Origin of the sequence: Streptomyces sp. CBMA291 (assembly GCF_014596525.1) — a bacterium.
GTDB lineage: Bacteria > Actinomycetota > Actinomycetes > Streptomycetales > Streptomycetaceae > Streptomyces.
This window is the reverse complement of record NZ_MSJP01000013.1, coordinates 86,254-104,059: the sequence shown is the minus strand read 5'-3', so window position 1 is coordinate 104,059 and position 17,806 is coordinate 86,254. Positions and strand designations below refer to the sequence as shown.

Annotated in this window: 20 protein-coding genes; 7 read left to right on the top strand and 13 right to left on the bottom strand. The window is 73.3% G+C overall.

Annotated features, from left to right (window positions below; all coding sequences use genetic code 11):
* The 3 genes from BU197_RS03840 to BU197_RS03830 all read right to left on the bottom strand — a co-directional run.
* A partial coding sequence (locus tag BU197_RS03840; protein ID WP_188266745.1) for an AAA family ATPase occupies positions 1 to 1,258 on the bottom strand: 1,258 nt, incomplete at its 3' end.
* Positions 1,255 to 2,649 (bottom strand): exonuclease SbcCD subunit D, encoded by a 1,395-nt coding sequence (locus BU197_RS03835; RefSeq protein ID WP_188266744.1) that lies wholly within the window; start codon positions 2,647 to 2,649, stop codon positions 1,255 to 1,257. The genes BU197_RS03835 and BU197_RS03840, both read right to left, overlap by 4 nt.
* 181 nt (positions 2,650 to 2,830) lie before the next feature.
* The gene (locus BU197_RS03830) at positions 2,831 to 3,457 is read right to left on the bottom strand and encodes a YigZ family protein (protein WP_188266743.1); all 627 of its coding nucleotides are present in this window, start codon (positions 3,455 to 3,457) and stop codon (positions 2,831 to 2,833) included.
* A gap of 123 nt (positions 3,458 to 3,580) precedes the next feature.
* On the opposite strand from BU197_RS03830, the gene BU197_RS03825 reads away from it, so the two are divergent.
* Entirely contained in the window at positions 3,581 to 4,021 is a 441-nt protein-coding gene (locus tag BU197_RS03825) for a CoA-binding protein (RefSeq protein ID WP_188266742.1), read from the top strand.
* Positions 4,022 to 4,131: 110 nt separating this feature from the next.
* Here the strand turns inward: BU197_RS03825 and BU197_RS03820 are convergent, their stop codons facing one another.
* The 3 genes from BU197_RS03820 to BU197_RS03810 form a co-directional block, all read right to left on the bottom strand.
* Positions 4,132 to 4,695: a YbaK/EbsC family protein gene (locus tag BU197_RS03820; protein ID WP_188266741.1), complete on the bottom strand. Its 564-nt coding sequence runs from the start codon at positions 4,693 to 4,695 to the stop codon at positions 4,132 to 4,134.
* Positions 4,696 to 4,745: 50 nt separating this feature from the next.
* Entirely contained in the window at positions 4,746 to 5,318 is a 573-nt protein-coding gene (locus BU197_RS03815) for a helix-turn-helix domain-containing protein (RefSeq protein ID WP_188266740.1), read from the bottom strand.
* A gap of 204 nt (positions 5,319 to 5,522) precedes the next feature.
* Positions 5,523 to 6,056 (bottom strand): hypothetical protein, encoded by a 534-nt coding sequence (locus BU197_RS03810; RefSeq protein ID WP_188266739.1) that lies wholly within the window; start codon positions 6,054 to 6,056, stop codon positions 5,523 to 5,525.
* A 318-nt stretch (positions 6,057 to 6,374) separates the two neighbouring features.
* Here BU197_RS03810 and BU197_RS03805 point away from each other — a divergent pair, with 318 nt between their 5' ends.
* Positions 6,375 to 7,190 carry a thioesterase family protein gene (locus BU197_RS03805; RefSeq protein WP_317452324.1) on the top strand — a complete coding sequence of 272 codons (816 nt, stop codon included), beginning with the start codon at positions 6,375 to 6,377 and terminating at the stop codon, positions 7,188 to 7,190.
* Between the two features lie 48 nt (positions 7,191 to 7,238).
* On the opposite strand, the gene BU197_RS03800 is transcribed toward BU197_RS03805, so the two are convergent.
* Together BU197_RS03800 and BU197_RS03795 are read right to left on the bottom strand one after the other, a co-directional pair.
* Complete coding sequence (locus tag BU197_RS03800) at positions 7,239 to 7,553, bottom strand: DUF6225 family protein (RefSeq protein ID WP_188266737.1); 315 nt, start codon at positions 7,551 to 7,553, stop codon at positions 7,239 to 7,241.
* A gap of 122 nt (positions 7,554 to 7,675) precedes the next feature.
* The gene (locus tag BU197_RS03795; RefSeq protein ID WP_188266736.1) at positions 7,676 to 8,422 is read right to left on the bottom strand and encodes an acyltransferase; all 747 of its coding nucleotides are present in this window, start codon (positions 8,420 to 8,422) and stop codon (positions 7,676 to 7,678) included.
* 130 nt (positions 8,423 to 8,552) lie between these two features.
* On the opposite strand from BU197_RS03795, the gene BU197_RS03790 reads away from it, so the two are divergent.
* The gene (locus tag BU197_RS03790) at positions 8,553 to 9,080 is read left to right on the top strand and encodes a gamma carbonic anhydrase family protein (RefSeq protein WP_188266735.1); all 528 of its coding nucleotides are present in this window, start codon (positions 8,553 to 8,555) and stop codon (positions 9,078 to 9,080) included.
* A 148-nt stretch (positions 9,081 to 9,228) separates the two neighbouring features.
* Here BU197_RS03790 and BU197_RS03785 read toward each other — a convergent pair whose 3' ends face one another.
* A complete protein-coding gene (locus BU197_RS03785) occupies positions 9,229 to 9,876 on the bottom strand; it encodes a DedA family protein (protein WP_188266734.1) in 648 nt (215 codons plus the stop codon).
* Positions 9,877 to 10,121: 245 nt separating this feature from the next.
* On the opposite strand from BU197_RS03785, the gene BU197_RS03780 reads away from it, so the two are divergent.
* A complete protein-coding gene (locus BU197_RS03780; protein WP_223183927.1) occupies positions 10,122 to 10,517 on the top strand; it encodes a hypothetical protein in 396 nt (131 codons plus the stop codon).
* A 190-nt stretch (positions 10,518 to 10,707) separates the two neighbouring features.
* On the opposite strand, the gene BU197_RS03775 is transcribed toward BU197_RS03780, so the two are convergent.
* Positions 10,708 to 11,169, bottom strand: coding sequence for a DUF4442 domain-containing protein (locus BU197_RS03775; protein WP_188266733.1), 462 nt, complete (start codon positions 11,167 to 11,169; stop codon positions 10,708 to 10,710).
* A 130-nt stretch (positions 11,170 to 11,299) separates the two neighbouring features.
* Here BU197_RS03775 and BU197_RS03770 point away from each other — a divergent pair, with 130 nt between their 5' ends.
* Together BU197_RS03770 and BU197_RS03765 are read left to right on the top strand one after the other, a co-directional pair.
* Positions 11,300 to 12,403 carry a hypothetical protein gene (locus tag BU197_RS03770; RefSeq protein ID WP_188266732.1) on the top strand — a complete coding sequence of 368 codons (1,104 nt, stop codon included), beginning with the start codon at positions 11,300 to 11,302 and terminating at the stop codon, positions 12,401 to 12,403.
* 153 nt (positions 12,404 to 12,556) lie between these two features.
* Entirely contained in the window at positions 12,557 to 13,981 is a 1,425-nt protein-coding gene (locus BU197_RS03765) for an MFS transporter (RefSeq protein ID WP_317452325.1), read from the top strand.
* Here BU197_RS03765 and BU197_RS03760 read toward each other — a convergent pair.
* Together BU197_RS03760 and BU197_RS03755 are read right to left on the bottom strand one after the other, a co-directional pair.
* Entirely contained in the window at positions 13,943 to 14,788 is an 846-nt protein-coding gene (locus BU197_RS03760) for a spermidine synthase (RefSeq protein WP_188266730.1), read from the bottom strand. The genes BU197_RS03765 and BU197_RS03760 overlap by 39 nt on opposite strands.
* Positions 14,789 to 14,830: 42 nt before the next feature.
* Positions 14,831 to 15,487: a DNA alkylation repair protein gene (locus BU197_RS03755; protein WP_223183946.1), complete on the bottom strand. Its 657-nt coding sequence runs from the start codon at positions 15,485 to 15,487 to the stop codon at positions 14,831 to 14,833.
* Positions 15,488 to 15,749: 262 nt separating this feature from the next.
* On the opposite strand from BU197_RS03755, the gene BU197_RS03750 reads away from it, so the two are divergent.
* Positions 15,750 to 16,529 (top strand): TVP38/TMEM64 family protein, encoded by a 780-nt coding sequence (locus BU197_RS03750; protein ID WP_188266728.1) that lies wholly within the window; start codon positions 15,750 to 15,752, stop codon positions 16,527 to 16,529.
* 9 nt (positions 16,530 to 16,538) lie between these two features.
* Here BU197_RS03750 and BU197_RS03745 read toward each other — a convergent pair whose 3' ends face one another.
* Positions 16,539 to 17,708 carry a thiolase family protein gene (locus BU197_RS03745; protein ID WP_188266727.1) on the bottom strand — a complete coding sequence of 390 codons (1,170 nt, stop codon included), beginning with the start codon at positions 17,706 to 17,708 and terminating at the stop codon, positions 16,539 to 16,541.
* Positions 17,709 to 17,806 lie beyond the last annotated feature (98 nt).

The following is a 17,806-nucleotide window of genomic DNA, read 5'->3' as shown; positions in this document are numbered from 1 at the left end:
ACTCCGAGGCGTCGCGCAGGACGGCTTCGTCGGCACGCGCCTCGCGGTCGAGGACGGCGCGCTCCCCGGCGAGCACGGTGGCCCGGCGCTCGGCACGGCGGGCCGCCTCAAGGCCGCCCAGTTCCTCGCGCAGCCGGTCCCCGAGGACGGTCAGCCGCTCGGATCCGGCGTCGGCGAGTTCGGCCGGAAGCGGGGAACAGGAGCGCGCGCGGGCCGCGAGCGCTCCGGCGTGCGCCCGCTCGGCCTCCTGGCGCAGGGCGAGCGCGGGAGCGACCCGCTCGGCCTTGAGACTACGGTCGAGGGCGGCTTGGAGCCGGTCGTGCTCCGGGGCGTGCGCGGTCAGGCGCTCCTTGCGCCGGAGCGCGTCGGCTCGGCGCTCCTGGCGGGCGGCGAGGTCGTTCTCGGCGTCGAGCGCGGCGCGGGCGGCGCTCTGGCGGAGTTCGGCCGCGTCGAGCCGGACGCGGGCGATGTCCAGGGTTTCCCTGGCCTCCGTACGGGCGACGGCGGCCCAGCCGAGGACGGCGTCGGCCAGTCCGGGGTCGCCGGGGCGGCCGTCCACGGCGGTACGGGCGGCGCCGAGGCCACCGGCTGCCTGGGCCATCCGGTGCGCGAGGGCGAGCAGGCGTTCGTCGCCCTCCTCCACCTGTCGCTGGGTGTGGCGGCGCAGTTCGGCGAGGCGCTCCTCCACGGCGGCGAAGCGGCGGGTGTCGAAGAGGCGGCCGAGGAGGCGGCCCCTGGCCTCGGCGTCGGCGCGCAGGAACCGCGCGAAGTCGCCTTGTGGCAGAAGGACGACCTGGCAGAACTGCTCCCGGCTCATGCCGACGAGCTGGGTGATCTCCTCGCCGGTCTCCTGGTGGGACCGGCTGAGGCCCTGCCACGCGCGCGTGGCGGGGTCGTACGCGCGCAGCCAGGTCTGGGCCTTCTCCGTGGTGAAGCCGTCGCCGCGTTTCTTGGGGCGCTGCTGGGCCGGGCGCCGGGTGATCTCCAGACGTCGGCCGCCCACGGTCAGTTCGAGGACGACCTGGGTGGGGGTGCCGACGGGCGCGTGGTCGCTGCGCAGGGGTGCGCCCGGGGTCTGGCGGGCGCCGGGGACGCTTCCGTACAGGGCGAAGCAGACGGCGTCGAGGACGGAGGTCTTGCCCGCGCCGGTCGGGCCGTGGAGGAGGAAGAGCCCGGCGGAGGACAGGGCGTCGAAGTCGACGGTCTGGTGGCCGCCGAAGGGGCCGAAGGCGGTGATCTCCAGGCGGTGCAGTCTCACCGGTCCCCCTCGCGCTCGGCCGTGTCGGTCCGTACGTCGTCGAAGGCGCCGTACAGGACCGTCCGCTCGGCGCCGTCGAGGGTCGCGCCGCCGCGCACATGGGCCACGAAGTCCTCCGCGATCTGCTGGTCGGTGCGGTCCCTGAGACGGGCGCCGTAGGAGACGGCGGGGCCGTCGTCGGAGCGCTCGGGGTCGAAGACGAGGTGCAGGGCGTGCGGGAAGCGCTCGGTGAGCCGGGCCATCGGCTCGTCGGGGCGTACGGGGTCGGTGAGGGTGGCCTCGACCCAGGACTCCTCGTGGCGCGCGTGCGCGGGGTCGGCGAGGAGATCGTCGAGCCGGCCCCTGATCCGGGCGAGGGGGCGCGGGACGGGGCAGTCGAGACGTACGGCGGAGAGGGGCGCACGCGCCGGGGCGGGAGTCCGGGCGGGGGCGGGTGCCTGGGCGTCCGCGCCCGGGTCCGCGCCGGGGCTCTGCACGGCCCTCGCGACGGGGCTCCCGGTGGGAATCGCGGCGGCCTTTCCTGTGGGGCCGTCCGTGGCGGTTCCAGTGGGGCCCTCAGAGACGTTCCTGATGGGGTCGTCCGTGGCGCTTCCAGTGGGGTCCCCGGTGACGTTCCCGGTGGGGTCCTTCGCGGGGCCGAGGTCGACGAGCCACATGGTCTTGCGGTGGTCGGCCTCGGAGAAGGAGTACGCGAGCGGGGAGCCGGAGTAGCGGACGCGCGGGGTGACGGTCTGGCTGCCGTGCAGGTGTCCGAGGGCCACGTAGTCGACACCGTCGAAGATTCCGGCGGGGACGGCCGCGACCCCGCCGACGGTGATGTCGCGCTCGCTGTCGCTGGGCTCGCCGCCCGCCACGAAGGCGTGGGCGAGGACGACGGAGCGGGTCCCGGCGGGCCGGGTCGCGAGGTCGGCGCGGACCCGGTCCATCGCCGCGGCGAGGACGGCCTCGTGCCCGGTCTTCTCCGCGCCGAGCTGTTCCCTGACGAGGGCGGGTTCGAGATAGGGCAGGCCGTAGAGGGCGACCTCGCCGTGCTCGTCCGCGAGGACGACGGGGGTGCCGATGCCCGCGGGGTCGGTACGGAGGTGGATTCCGGCCCGTCCGATGAGTCCGGCGCCGACGCCGAGGCGGCGGGCCGAGTCGTGGTTGCCGGAGATCATGACGGTGGGCACGCCCGCCTCGGCGAGGCGGTGCAGGGCGGTGTCGAAGAGTTCGACGGCGGGCAGCGGAGGCACGGCCCGGTCGTAGACGTCACCGGCGACGAGCACCGCGTCGACCCCGTGTGCGTGGACGGTGGCCACGAGGTGATCGAGGAAGGCGGCCTGTGCGCCGAGGAGGCCGACCCGGTGGAAGGACCGGCCGAGATGCCAGTCCGAGGTGTGCAGGAGCCTCACGATGCCGATCCACCCCGCATGTGCGCCGCTCCTCGCCGCTGGTTCCCGTCGTCGTACGTCTTCACGCTATCCCCCCGAGGGGCGTGATCGGTCCCGCGCGCACGCCCCGGTGCGGGGCGCGCGGTGGTGCGCGTGCGCCCCCGGTCCTGCGCGGCCGTGCCACGCGCCCCCGGCGCGAACCTCACGCGTCCCCGTACGCCTCGCCGCCGAGTGTGAACGAGGCCGCGCCGGCCGTGGCATCCGCGAGCCAGGCCTGGAAGGCGGGGACGTCCGCGTCGGGGAGGCCGATCTCGATGGTCACGGCCTCGGCGTACCGCACCTCGCGGACGGCCCTGCCGGTGGCCCGCAGGTCGTTCTCCAGTTTGCCCGCCCGCTGGTGGTCGACGGTGACGGTGGCGAGCCGGAAGCGCTGTCTGGTCACCGTGCCGAGCGCGTCGATGGCCTCGCCGACCACTCCGCCGTAGGCCCGGATGAGACCGCCCGCGCCGAGCTTCACCCCGCCGTAGTAGCGGGTGACGACGGCCACGACGTACCGCATCTCCCGGCGCAGCAGCATCTGGAGCATCGGCACCCCTGCCGTGCCGCCGGGTTCGCCGTCGTCGCTGGCCTTCTGCACGGAGGCGTCGGCGCCGAGTACGTACGCGAAGCAGTTGTGGGTGGCGGTCGGGTGCTCCCTGCGGACGCGGGCGACGAACTCCTGCGCCTCCCGCTCGTCGGCGACGGGCGCGAGCGCGCAGAGGAAGCGCGAGCGGTTGATCTCGGTCTCGTGGACGCCCTCGCGGGCCGGCGTACGGTACTGCTCCTGCATCCGACCAGCCTACGTTCCCCCGGAAGTGGTATCCCTCCCGGGAATCCCGGGGCGGGCGCGTTCGTTGTCGGGGAGAACGGCGGACGTGTGGACGGGCCGCACCGAGGAGAGGCAGCAGCAGCGATGAGCGTCGACACCACGACCAGCGGGCCGGCCGGCTACTCGGCGTCGGACGCGGTGCGCAGGATCCTCACGTCCACGGGCGACACCTGGGCGGTGGTGGGCCTCTCGTCCAACACGGCGCGGGCGGCGTACGGGGTGGCGGAGGTCCTTCAGCGCTTCGGGAAGCGGATCGTCCCGGTCCACCCGAAGGCGGAGACGGTCCACGGCGAGCAGGGGTACGCCTCCCTGGCGGACATCCCGTTCCCGGTCGACGTCGTCGATGTGTTCGTCAACAGCGAGCAGGCGGGCGCGATCGCGGACGAGGCGGTCGCGATCGGCGCCAAGGCCGTCTGGTTCCAGCTGGACGTGATCGACGAGGCGGCCTTCGACCGCACCCGCGCGGCAGGTCTGGAGATGGTGATGGACCGCTGCCCCGCCATCGAGATACCGCGCCTCGGCTGATCCGCCGCCCGCCCGCTTCCCCGCTTCCCCGCTTCCCGCTCCGGCGGTCCCCCGCGCACCCACTCCCCTCGTTCCACGGGAGGAGCGAGGCGCCGGTTCCCGTCCCGGTCTCAGGCGGCCGGGACGCCGAGGCCTTCCAGGACGACCGCGCCCGGCAGCTGGGCGAAGGCCTTGCCGGGCAGGATGAGCTTGCCGCGCCTGCGTCCGCTGCCCACGAGGACCCATGCGGTGTCGACGACGGCGGCGTCCACCAGGAGCGGCCAGCCCTCGGGGAGGCCGACGGGGGTGATGCCGCCGTACTCCATGCCTGTCTCGCCGGTCGCGGTGTCCATCGGGGCGAAGGAGGCCTTGCGGGCGCCGAGGTGCTTGCGTACGGCCCCGTTGACGTCGACCCGGGCCGCGGACTTCACGACACAGGCGGCGAGGGTCGTCGCCTCGCCCCTCCGGCCCGCGACGACCACGCAGTTGGCGGAGGCGTCGAGCAGCTCGGGCCCGTGGTGTTCGAGGAAGACGGCCGTGTCGGCGATGGCCGGATCGGTGTCGACGTACAGCAGCTGGTCCACCGGGACGGGCCCCGTCCAGGAACGGACGGCTGCGGCGACGGGGCCGGTCAGCAGGTCGAGGCGGTCGGCGGCGGGGGCGGCGTCCTCGAAGGAACCGATGGGTGCGAGCATGCGCTCCACGCTACAACCGGCCCCCGCGCGGTCCCGCCGCCTCCCCTCCTTCAGCGCACGGGCGGGATGGAGACGGCCATCGTCATCTCGACCGGCTCGGTCCCGTCGTTGCGGTACGTGTGTGCCGCGTTGGCCTCGAAGACGGCGGAGGTCCCCGCGGGCAGGGTGTGCTCCTCGCCGTCCACGACCAGGGTGAGGACGCCGGAGGTCACGTTCAGCAGCTCGACCGTGCCGTCCGGGTGCGGGTCGGAGGCGCTACCGTCGCCCGGCATGAGGGTCCAGGACCACAGTTCCAGGGGCCCTTGGGCCTCGGCGCCGACGAGGAGGGTGGTGTGGCTGCCGGTGGAGGTGGACCACATCCGGACGGCCTGCTCCGGCGGGACGAGCCTGACCTGGGGGCCCTGCTCGTGGTCGAGGAGGGTCGCGAGGGAGACGCCGAGGGCGTCGGCCAGCTTGACGGTGGTGCCGACGCTCGGGTTCGTACGGGCCTGCTCGATCTGGATGATCATGCCCCGGCTGACGCTCGCCCGTGCGGCGAGGGCGTCCAGGGTGAGCCCCCGCTCCTTGCGCCAGCGCTTCAGGTTCCGGGCGAGCGACTGCGTGAGCTGGTCGAGGTCCGACACGTTCCGTCCAATGTCCTGGATGACAGGGGTCTCTGCGGTGAATACGGTGAGCTGTACCGCGAGGTTCAGTGCACTGTACTGCCCGCCCGGCCACCGACACCTCCCCGCCCGGCACCGCACATACGGCCACCGACACCTCCCCGCCCGGCCCACTCGCCTCGCCGGCGCTCCCCCTCGACTCCTCGACTCCTGGGCTCCTCGGCCTCAGCGTCCGGCCGCGGTCAGCGCGTTGGCGACCAGACGGGTGGCGAACTCCCGGTCCTCGGTGATCCGGTTGATCAGCTCCGCGAGCAGGAAGATCGTGGCCTCCAGGGAGTTCATCTCCTCCGGTGTCCACTCTCCGTACTGCTGACGCCAGAGGCTCGGGCTCAGGCCCATGCCCGCCGCGATGACGAGACCCGCCATGGTGGGGATGGTCTCGGGGCGGATGCTGCGGGACATCTTCCGCATCGTGGCCACCATAGGCGTGACCACGAACTCGACGATGTCCTTGTCGTGCTCCTCGCAGGCGGATCGCAGCCACTTCATGTACATGAAGACGAGCGTGCAGGCTCCGTCCAGCAGGTCCTTGGCGCCGCCGGGGCCCAGGGATTCCACGAACTGCTTGTTCAGCCGCCGCTGTTCGGCGCTGTCCGGGGCCTTTCCTTCATAGACGGCCTTGAGACGGGAATCGACCACCAGAAGCGCCGCGCTCACGTCTCCGGCGGGCGCGCGCCGGGGGTCACAGGGGGATGGCACAGGAGTCCTCCTCACAGGGCCGCGCCCGTCGGCGCGGAACGATTGCACGCTAGTCCGCCGATCGGACCGACTCCGGAAATTCCCCGGGGAAGACACTCAAGGGTGAATCGGCCCGCCAGGACGACGGAGCGAGGGCGGAACGAGGGGGGCCGAGGAGGGCGACGAGGGGGGCGGACCGGGCTCCGCCCTGTGCGGCAGATCACACCCCTACCCGGGGTGAGGCTCCTTACGATGCGTGATGGGTACAGCTATCCCCTGTCACCCCGCACCCCGTCGTCCCCCGCGTGCCCTGCGCACCCGCCCGAGGAGACCGATCACGTGACCACAGGCGCCCTCGCCCCCGCGAGCTACTACGAGCGGACGGGCGAGCACCGTTTCAAGCCCACGGCCCACGCGGGCGGCGCGTGGAGCGCCGACGAGCAGCACTTCAGCCCGCTCGCGGGACTGGTCGCGCACGCCCTGGAGCAGCACCTCGCGGCGCGCCCCGAGGCCGCGCACGGGCCCCTCGCCCTCTCCCGGATCAGCTACGACATCCTCGGCCGGATCGCGCTCGACGAGTGCGAGATCAGCGTGGCGACCGTCCGCCCCGGCCGGACCATCGAACTCCTCGAAGCGACCGTGACCATCGACGGCCGCCCGGTCGTCCGCGCCCGCGCCTGGCTGCTCGCCTCGCTCGACACCTCGGCCGTCGCCGACAGCCCCGTGGCGCCGCTGCCCGCGCCCGGGGAACTCGCCCCCTGGCCGATGGGCGACGCCTGGGAGGGCGGTTACGTCTCCTCGATCGAGGTGCGCCGGACTCCCCCGGTCCGCAAGGGGCGCACCACCGCGTGGCTGTCCTCGCCCGTCGCCCTGGTCGCGGGCGAGGAGATCGGGCCGCTCGCCTCGTACATCGCGCTCGTGGACACGGCGAACGGCATCGCCGTACAGCAGGATCCGGCCACCTGGATGTTCCCCAACCTCGATCTGACGATCCATCTGCACCGGCAGCCGAGGGGGCGGTGGACCGGTCTGGACACGACCGTCACCTTCGGCCCGTCGGGGCAGGGCCTCACCAGCAGCGTCCTGCACGACGTGGACGGGCCCGTGGGCCGCGCCGAGCAGATCCTCACCGTCCGCCCGCAGCCCGGCGGCTGAGCGCGCACGACCCCGGCTCCGCCCCCTCCCCCGAGGGCCCGGCTCATCTCACTCGTCGCCCTCGTCACCGCAGTCCGGCCACTGCTCCGGCGCGTCGTACCGGCCCGCGGGCCAGTCGGTGAACAGGGTGTGCTCGACCTCCTCCCCGGCCGGTTCCGACGCCCCGGCCGGTTCCGACGCCGTGGGCGGCCGGTGGCGGGTGATGGGCGCGTAGGCGACCAGGACGTGGTCGTCGAAGTCCCACGCGGCCGGGCGGGGTGCGACCGCGACGTGGACGGGGGTGTCGTCGGGGACGTCCTTGAGCGCCTCACGGAGCCGGCCGACGGTCCAGACGACGGGGGTGTGTTCGAAGGTCTCTCCCATGGGAGGGAGGGTACGGGCCCGGGGCCCGTGGCCTCGGGCGGTCCCGGCGCCGCTCAGCCCACCCTCGTACGGAGGCTCCGGCCGGGCTCGGCCCGTCCACACGGCGACACCGGCCGCGGGGCTCAGCCCGCCCGTTCGGTCTCCCACGCGGCGAGCGCGGCGAGCTGTTGCGGGGTCGCGTCCTCCGGGATCGGCACCGGGGCCGGGGTGCGGAGCGGGGGCTGCCAGCCCTTCTCCCGGTCCCACCTGCGGACGACCTTCGCCGGGGCGCCGGCGACCACCGAGTGGTCCGGCACCTCGCCCCGTACGACGGCGCCCGCCGCGACGACCACGTTCCGGCCGAGCCGGGCGCCGGGGAGGATCACCGCGCCGGTGCCGAGCCAGCAGCCGGGTCCGATGGAGACCGGCTCCGAGCGGGGCCACTGGCGCCCGACCGGCTCGTCCGGGTCGTCGTAACTGTGGTTGGTGGAGGTGATGTAGACGTACGGCCCGCAATAGGTGTCCGAGCCGATGGTCACCCGCGCGTCGGCGATGACATGGCTGCCCCTGCCGAGGACGACGCCGTCGCCGAGGGTCAGGACGGTCTCCGTCCCCAGGTCGAGATCCGGCAGCATCCCGGCCGTCAGCGTGACCTGTTCGGCGATGATGCAGCACTCGCCGATCTCGATCCACGGCTCGCCGAAGACCGTGCCCTGTGGGAAGGCCAGCCGGGTGCCCGCGCCGAGGCGGCGGAACCTGAGCTTCCCCGGCTGTTCCGCGGTGACGGATCCGGCCCGCTGCGCCCAGCGCCAGCCGCCCTGTACGGCCTGGGCGAGGGCCCGGCGCCGCCAGGCGGACAGGGATGAGAACGTGTTTCTGTTCCTGGGCACCCGGCCACCGTAGTCGGCGCCGTCGTGCCTGTTCAGTGCGCTCCCCTGTGATGTCCGTCATGGGCACGGCTAGTCTGCGGCCGGGGCACTCCCCGGGCGCGACACGACGGCTGACGATCAGGAGCGAAGCATGACAGAGGCGTTGATCAAGGGTGTGGGCGGCAAGGAACCGAGCGTCGACCCGACCGCCTTCACCGCCCCCACGTCCGTGGTGCTCGGCGAGGTGACCCTGGGCGCGCGGGCCAGCGTCTGGTACCACACGGTGCTGCGGGCGGACTGCGGTCCGATCGTGGTCGGCGAGGACGCCAACGTGCAGGACAACTGCACGGTCCACGTCGACCCCGGATTCCCCGTCTCCATCGGCGCGCGCGTGACCATCGGCCACAACGCGACCGTGCACGGCTGTGTCATCGAGGACGACGTCCTGGTCGGCATGGGCGCAACCGTCCTCAACGGCGCGCGGATCGGCGCCGGTTCGCTGGTCGCCGCGCAGGCGCTCGTCCCCCAGGGGATGGAGGTCCCGCCGGGCTCGCTGGTGGCGGGCGTCCCCGCGAAGGTGCGCCGTCCGCTGACCGAGGAGGAGCAGGCGGGCATCCGGCTGAACGCGGAGATGTATCTGCACCTCGCCAAGATCCACGGCGAGGCGTTCGGGGACTGAGCCGTACACGGCGGAACGGCCGATCCGTACGCACGGGAAGGCCGATCCGTACGCACGGAACGGCCGATCCGTACGCACGGGAAGGCGGCACCCTTTCGCAGGGTGCCGCCTTCCGCGTACGGACGTGCAGGGTGCACTGGCGTACCGCTCAGTCGGCCGCCGGGACGGGCGCGGGTTCGGCCGCCCGCTGCGCCGCCGCCTTCTTGGCGCGGTTCTTGATCACCAGCATCGAGGCGAGGCCGATGAGTACGGCGAGGACGAGACCGAGCCAGGAGAAGCGCTTCAGCCATGCCTCGGCGACGACGCCGACGGAGTAGATGACGGCCGTGGTGCCGCCCGCCCACAGGATGCCACCGAGGACGTTGGCGATGAGGAACTTCCAGTACGGCATCCGCAGGACGCCCGCGAGCGGTCCGGCGAAGATGCGGAGGAGCGCGATGAAGCGGCCGAAGAAGACCGCCCACATGCCCCACTTCTGGAAGGAACTCTCGGCGAGCCCGATGTTGGCCTCGCTGAAGTGCCGGGGGAACTTCCGCCCCAGCCAGGCGAGGAGCGGGCGGCCGCCCTTGCGGCCGATGGCGTAGCCGATCGAGTCGCCGATGATCGCACCGGCGGTGGCGCAGGCGCCGAGTACATACGGGTTGATGTCACCGTGCTGCGAGGCGAGCAGGGCCGAGCTGACGAGGACGATCTCGCCAGGCAGCGGGATGCCCAGGCTCTCCAGCCCGATCACCGCCCCCACCAGGACGTAGATGGCGACCGCGGGGATCGTCTCCAGCCACTCCTGTACGTGCACGTGGTTTCCTCCCGTTTCGACTGATCTGTCGCGACTTCTCCGCCCGGCCCGTGGTCGGGGGCGGGGCACCGTCGTGCACCACGCGGGCACGCCGGTGCAGCCTACCCGGTCGAAGCGAACGTCCCGTGCCCGCCGACCTCCTGGAACGCGCCCTCGGCGCCTCGCCGGGTCCGCCAGGGCAGAGGGGTACGACCATCGGACCGGCGGCCTGACAGACGGCGCCCGTGGATGGGAGGATCCGCGGCATGATCGGATGGATGCGCCACACCCCGCGCTGGGCGGCCTTATCGGCCTGCGGCATCGCCGCCGTCCTGCTGCTCGTCGGCGCTTCCGCGCACCTGTCCGACCTGCTCGGCCACGGTCTGCGCCCGTACGACTGGGCACCCGGGTGGCTCAATCTCTACTGGTCGTCGCTGGCGCTGTTCGACGTACTCGCCGCCGTGTTCCTGATCCGGGGCAGGCGCCGGGGAATCGACCTGGCCTGCGCGATCATGGCGACCGACCTCGCCGCCAACTGGTACGCGGCCTACGGCATCCAGCACAGCGGCCTCGCCGCGCAGCCCGGCCTTCAGCGACTGACGGCCTTCGCGGCGCTCGTCCTGGGGATGGCGCCGTTCATCCGACGGCACCTCACCCCTTGAGGCCGGGGGGACGGAGGCAGGGGGTCCGGGATCGTCGATGGAGATCAGGGATAAGGGATCGGGGGGCAGGGGTCAGGGATCGGGGAGCAGGGTTCGGGGATCACCCACGCACCCCCGTCCCCGGGGACGCCGAGTTCGCGGCATCCCCGAGGACGGGTGACCGGCGGGTGCTCGGCGTCCGAGCCTCGGATCACTTCCCCGGGTCGTTCGGCCGCAAGGTCCAGACGACGGTCATCTCGCCGGTCACGGCGCCGTCCTCGCGGGTGATGTCGATGCGGACCGGGAACTCGGGGCGCTGCCCGGCGTCGAGTTCGGCGACCACCTCGGCGGCGGGGCGGCCGAGGGTGGCGGTGGCCGTGACGACGCCCTTGGCCAGCTTCCGGTAGCCGATCTCGGCGCTGACGGCGAGCGGTACCGCGCGGCCGAGCTGCTCGCCGAAGGCGGCGAGCACGATGGCGCCGCTGGCCGACTCGGCCAGGGTGAACATCGCACCGGCGTGCGGGCCGCCGACGTGGTTGTGGAAGGCGGGCTGGTCCGGCAGGCGGACGACGGCACGCTCGGCGGTGGTCTCCAGGAACTCCAGGTTCAGGGTCCCGGCCATGGGAACCGTGGCGGCGAGCAGCTCGCCGACGGACATCTGGTCTGCGGTCATGCACCCTGACGTTACCGGTCAGTAGCAAGCTTGGCCATCCCCCGGCTCCGGCCGCGCGGACCGCTCCACGCGCGCGTGCCCCGGGGGCGGACGTGGTCGGGACGCCCCGGCACCTCTATCGTTACTGGCCATGTGGCCAGGACAGCAGCCGCCCGGGGGCGAGCAGAACCCGCAGGACCAGAATCAGAACCCCTACCAGCAGTCGGGGTACCAGCAGCCCAACCCGTACCAGCAGCCGCCGACCCAGCCGGGTCAGCCGCAGCAGCCGGCCCAGCCCGGCTACCCGCAGCAGGGGTACGGCCAGCAGCCCGGGTACGGCCAGCCGAACCCGTACCAGCAGCCGACCATGCCGCAGTACGCGGTACCGGCTCCGGGACAGCCCGGCGGACCCGGCGGACCCGGGGACGGCAAGAAGAAGCGGACCCGCCTCGTGGCGATCGTCGCCGCGAGCGCCGTGGTCGTCGCGGCCGGTGCCACCGCCTTCCTCCTCCTCGGCGGGGAAAAGGACGACAAGAAGAACGTCGCCGAGGAGAAGCCGCCCACGAGCGCCTCCACTCCCGCGACCCCCACCGGTGAGCCGCCGACGGACCCCGGCTCGCCGCCGACGCTCGACAACCCCCGGGACGGCGCCGCCCAGCAGCCGACCATCCCCGGCTGGAAGGTCGTCTACAACCCGAAGTACGGCACCCTCTTCGACGTACCGCCGGAGTGGGAGGTGCTCAAGCCCGGGTCGGTCACCTTCTTCGAGGACGAGAAGAAGAACGACGGCTCCCCGCTGATCACCATGTCGAGCCCCACCCGCCTCAAGAGCGAGTGGTGCACGTTCGACAGCGACAAGAACGGCGTCGTGGAGAACTGGGGCCTGAGCACCGCGGGCACCAAGGGCGGCCAGGGCGCCAAGAACACCGCCGACGCCGCCCGCAGCGAGGCGGGCACCTGGGTGTGGGGCGGCTACGCGCAGCACATGCCGCAGAGCACCATCCAGATCACCAAGCCCGTGCCGTACACGACCACCTCGGGTCTCACCGGCAGCCTGGCCACGGCCAAGGCGCCGAACGTCAAGAAGCGCAACAAGTGCGAGTCGGACGGCAAGTCGTACGCCTTCACCTTCAAGAACGCGCAGGGCGACTTCTCGACCTGGGTGCTCTACGGCGCAGCCGGGGTCGCCGACGAGATCCCGGACGCCGTCGTCCGGCAGATCCTCGCCACGGTCCGGCTCGCCCCGGGATCCTGACACTCCCCCACCGAACGGGCCCGGGGAACCACTCGGCCCCCGGAGTCCCGACACTCCCACGAGACGGCCCCCGGCGCTCTGACCTGCCCGGGGGCTCCGTCCGAGCCGGATATCGGGTTGGCATCCGGAGCCCCCGCCAGGGATAGTCCGGGAGTGAAGAATCCCGCCGCCTCCCCCGGTCCCACCCCCCATCGCTCCCGTCGGCCCGAGTGGGCCGGCCGCAACTACGTGCTCCTCACCGCCGCCACCATCGTGACCAACCTCGGCACGCACGGCGCGCTGATCGCCACCACCTGGGCGGTGTTCGAGTCCGGCGGCGGTCCGGGAGAGGTCGGCCTCGTGGCCATGGCGCGCTTCCTGCCGCTCGTCCTCTTCCTGCTCATCGGCGGCGCGGTCGCCGACCGGATCCCCCGGCACCGGGTCATGGTCGCCGCCAACGCCCTCAACTGCGTCTCGCAAGCCGCCTTCGCCCTCCTCGTCCTCTCCGGCGAGGCGCGGATCTGGCAGATGATGATCCTCACCGGTCTCTGCGGCACCGGCCAGGCGTTCTTCAACCCGGCGGCCGAGGGCATGCTGATGTCCAGCGTCAGCGGGGCGCAGGCCAGCCGCGCCTTCGCCTTCTACCGGATGGCCATGCACGGCGCGTCGATCGGCGGCGCCGCGCTCGGCGGCGCCCTCGTCGCCTTCGTCGGCCCCGGCTGGGTCCTCCTGATCGACGCGATCGCGTTCGCCGTGGCGGGCGGGCTGCGGGCCTTCCTCGACGTGAGCGGCATTCCGGAGCGCGCGCCCGGCGGCGGGCTCTTCGCCGACCTGCGCGAAGGCTGGCAGGAGTTCATCGGCCGGCCCTGGCTGTGGTCGATCGTCGCCCAGTTCTCCGTGGTGGTGGGCCTGATCGGGGCGGTCGAGTCGGTGTTCGGACCGTTGGTCGCCCGGGACCAGCTGGGCGGCCCGCGCCCCTGGGGCGTCGCACTCGCCGCGTACGGCGTGGGGACCGTGGCGGGCGCGGTCCTGATGACCCGGTGGAAACCGCGCAGGCTGCTCTTCGTCGGAACGCTGTGCGTCTTCCCGATCGCCCTGCCCTCGGCCGCGCTCGCCGTGCCGCTGAATGCGATGGGACTCGCCGCCGCGATGTTCGTCAGCGGCGTGGCCATCGAGGTCTTCGGCGTCTCATGGATGACGACCATGCACCAGGAGATCCCTGAGGAGAAGCTGTCCCGGGTCGCCGCGTACGACTGGTTCGGCTCGACGGCCCTGCTGCCCCTGACGACCGCGCTCGCGGGCCCGGCGGAGAGCGGTTTCGGCCGCAGCGCCTCGCTGTGGGGCGCGGCGGCCCTGATGACCCTGGTCACCGCGCTCGTCCTGCTGGTGCCGGACGTACGGAACCTGACGCGGCGCACGCACACGGTGGAGAGCGGCGGCGGGGCGGGCGTGGCGGAAGCGGTGCTCTCCGGTGCCACCGGGCCGGTGGCCGGGCCCGGGTCCGTATCCGGCACCGGGTCCGTATCCGGCACCGGGCCGGGAGCCGGGTCCGGGTCCGCGTCAGCCGATGCCGAAGGCGCCCTCCGGCGGAACGGGTGAGGGTACGGCCCCGGCGTCGAGGACCGGTTCCGCGGCGCCGGTGAACCGGCGAAGCGCCTCCCCGTGCTCCACGCGCGCGGGGAAGGCGTCCGCCGCCGCCCGCCGGGCGAGCCGGGCGATGTCCAGCTCGCGGTCGGAGGCGGCGAGGACCGCGTTGCCGAAGCGGCGGCCGCGCAGCACGGCCGGTTCGGCGACGAGCGCCAGCTCGGGGAAGACGGTGGCGAAGGTGGCCAGCTGGGAGCGGAGGAACGGGAAGGGCGCCCCGTCGGCCAGGTTGGCCGCGTAGACGCCTCCGGGGCGCAGGACGCGCCGTACCTCGCGCGCGTACTCCGCGGAAGTGAGGTGGGCGGGCACGCGCGAGCCGCCGAAGACGTCGCCGACGATCAGATCGGCCGAGCCGGTGGGCGCCGCTTCGAGCCAGCGCCGGGCGTCGGCGCCGTGCACCGCGATCCCCGACCCCTCGGGCAGCGGCAGGTGTTCGGCGACCAGGGCGATCAGTCCGCGATCGGCCTCGACGACGTCCTGGCGGGAGCCGGGCCGGGTCACGGCGACGTACCGGGGCAGGGACAGCGCCCCGCCGCCCAGGTGCAGGATGTCCAGCGGGTCGCCCTCTGCGGCGGCGCCGTCGACGACATGGGCGAGCCTGCGCGCGTACTCGAACTCCAGATACGCGGGGTCGTCGAGGTCGACGTACGACTGGGGCGCTCCGTCGACCGTCAGGAGCCAGGCGTGCTCCCGGTCCACGTCGGGCATGAGGCGGGCGGTGCCGTGGTCGGTCTCGCGCAGGACGGGAAGGTGCTCGTTCACTCCCCCATTGTGCCGAGCGCCCCGCGCGTCCCGGCCGGGGGCTCAGAGGTGCCTGGTCGCCTCGCGCACGGAGAGCGGGGAGAGCACGTCCGTGTGGGCGTCGACGAAGGCGCGGACCTCCGCAGGGGCCGTCTTGGCGTACTCGCGCAGGCTCCAGCCGATGGCCTTGCGGAGGAAGAAGTCCCGGTCTGCGGCGCGGCGCAGACAGAAGGAGAAGAGCCGCTCGGCGTCGGTGTCCTGCCGGAAGCGAAGCTGGTGGAGGAGGGCCGTACGGGCCACCCACGGGTTCTCGTCCCCGATCCACTCGTCCATCCGGGCGCCGAGCGCGGGATCGGCGGCGACGAGCCCGCCGACGACGTGGACGGCGAGGTGGTCGACCGTGTCCCACCAGGAGACCGTGGTGACGAGACGGCGGGCCACGGGCAGGAACCCGGAGGAACAGCGCTTGACGTGACGGCGCAGATAGTCGACGGCGAAGTAGTGGTACTCGCGCTCGGGCAGGGCGAAACAGCGCAGTGCGACGGCGGCGCAGTCCCGCTCCTCGGGCCGGGGCACGCCGTCGAGCACGGTACGGGCGAGGGCCCGGCGCTCGGCGGCGCGCAGCCCGAGGAAGGGGGCGATCCCCTTCATGTACGCGGTCATCTCCTGGGCCCGGAAGGGGTCCCCGGCAGTGGGGTAGACGGCGGTGAGCCGCTCCAGGACGGTATCGGCGAGGGGGCTGTGGGGGACGGGGAGCGCGGGGTTTCCGGCAGCCGCGTGGGACCCCCGGGCTGCGTGGGTCGTGGGGGTTTCGGGGGCGGGGCCCGAGGTGCGGGGGTCGGGTCCGGTGCCGTCCGAGCCGGTGCCCTTCGGCCTCGAATCGGTCACGCGTCCTCCCTTCCCGGGGCGCTCCGGAGTGGACCGGGGGCGGACGTGGCGCACATGACGGCGATCATACGGGCGCGTCGGTTACTCTCCCCGAATGCTCGATCCCGTGCCCCGGCCGCCGGGCTCTCTCGCCCTGCGCTGCTCCCGGGCCCTGCTCTCACCGCGCTCGCGGCTCTCGCTGCTCGCCCTGCTGCTGCTCTCCGCGGCGGCGCTCGTCCTGCTCTACGAGCCACAGCGGCTGCTCTCCTCGGGCTGGCCCGCGCACACGGGCGGTGCGGACGCGGTGCTGCTCTTCGGTCTCGCGTACGGGGTGTGCACGGCGGCGCTCGTACCGCGTCCGGTGCTCAATCTGGCGGCGGGGGCGCTGTTCGGCTCGGCGTTCGGTCTGACGGCGGCGCTCGCGGGGACGGTGCTGGGCGCGGGGATCTCCTTCACGCTCGGCCGGTTCCTGGGGCAGGACGCGCTGCGGCCGCTGGTGCGGGGGCGCTGGCTGACGGCGGCGGACGGGCAGTTGAGCCGGCACGGGTTCCGCTCGATGCTGGCGATCCGGTTGTTCCCCGGGGTGCCCTTCGTGGCGGCCAACTACTGCGCGGCGGTCTCGCGGATGGGGTACGTGCCGTTCCTGGTGGCGACGGCGCTCGGTTCGGTGCCGAACACGGCGGCGTACGTGGTGGCGGGGGCACGGGCGGGCGAGCCGGGCTCCCCCGCCTTCCTCGTCTCCACGGGCTTCATCGTCCTTTCGGGCCTCGGCGCGGCGGTGGTGGCCTGGCTCAAGCGGCACCGGCTGCGGGCTGCGGTCCCGGCCGCGTCCCAGGCCCCGGCCTCGGGTTCCCCCTCCGGCGGGTCGGCCGAGCCGGTGGGCGGCGCCCACTGACGTGCGGGGTCAGAGGGCTTCGACGATCATCGCGTTGGCGAGGCCGCCCGCCTCGCACATGGCCTGGAGTCCGTAGCGGGCGCCCCGGGCCCGCAGGGCGTGCACCAGGGTGGTGGTGAGCCGGGTGCCGCTGGCGCCCAGGGGGTGGCCGAGGGCGATGGCGCCGCCGTGCACGTTGACCTTGGCCGGGTCGGCGCCGGTCTCCTGCTGCCAGGCGAGGACCACGCCGGCGAAGGCCTCGTTGATCTCGAAGAGGTCGATGTCGGCGAGCAAGAGGCCCGCGCGGCGCAGGACCTTCTCGGTGGCGGGGATGACGCCGGTGAGCATGAGCAGCGGGTCGGAGCCGGTGACCGCGAAGGAGCGCAGCCGGGCGAGAGGGCGCAGTCCGAGGCTCCGCGCGGTGTCGGCGGCCATGACGAGCACGGCGGAGGCGCCGTCGTTGACGGGGCTGCTGTTGCCCGCGGTCACGGACCAGTCGATCTGCGGGAAGCGGGCGGCGAAGCCGGGGTCCTCGAAGGCGGGGCGGAGCCCGGCGAGGATCTCGGGGGTGGTGGCGGGGCGTACGGACTCGTCGCGACGGACGGTTCCGTACGGGGCGACCTCGGCGTCGAAGAGTCCGGCGTCCCAGGCGTGGGCGGCCTTGGTGTGCGAGGCCGCGGCGAAGGCGTCCTGGGCCTCTCGGCCGAGGGACCACTTGGCGGCGACGAGTTCGGCGCTGATGCCCTGTGGGACGAGGCCCTCGGGGTAGCGCTCGGCGACGCCGGGGCCGAAGGGGTCGGCGCCGGGGGGCACGTTGGACCACATGGGGACACGGCTCATCGACTCGACTCCGCAGGCCACGGCGATGTCGTACGCCCCCGAGAGCACTCCTTGGGCGGCGAAGTGGACGGCCTGCTGGGAGGAGCCGCACTGGCGGTCGACGGTGGTGGCGGGGACCGATTCGGGGAATCCGGCGCCGAGCCAGGCGTAGCGGGTGGTGTTCATTGCCTGTTCGCCGACCTGGTCGACGGTGCCGCCGATCACGTCGTCGACGAGGGCGGGGTCGATGCCGGAGCGTGCGATCAGGGCGCGCAGGGTGTGCGAGAGGAGGGCGACGGGGTGGACCTCGGAGAGGGCTCCGCCGGTCTTTCCTTTCCCGATCGGCGTCCGTACGGCTTCGACGATGACGGCGTCACGCATGACCGAGCCCCCTCGGTTGGAGAAATGGACCGACACTCATCGGTAACCTAACCCAGTCAGATTGATTTTCAAACCCTCACGAGCGGGTCGATTGGTTT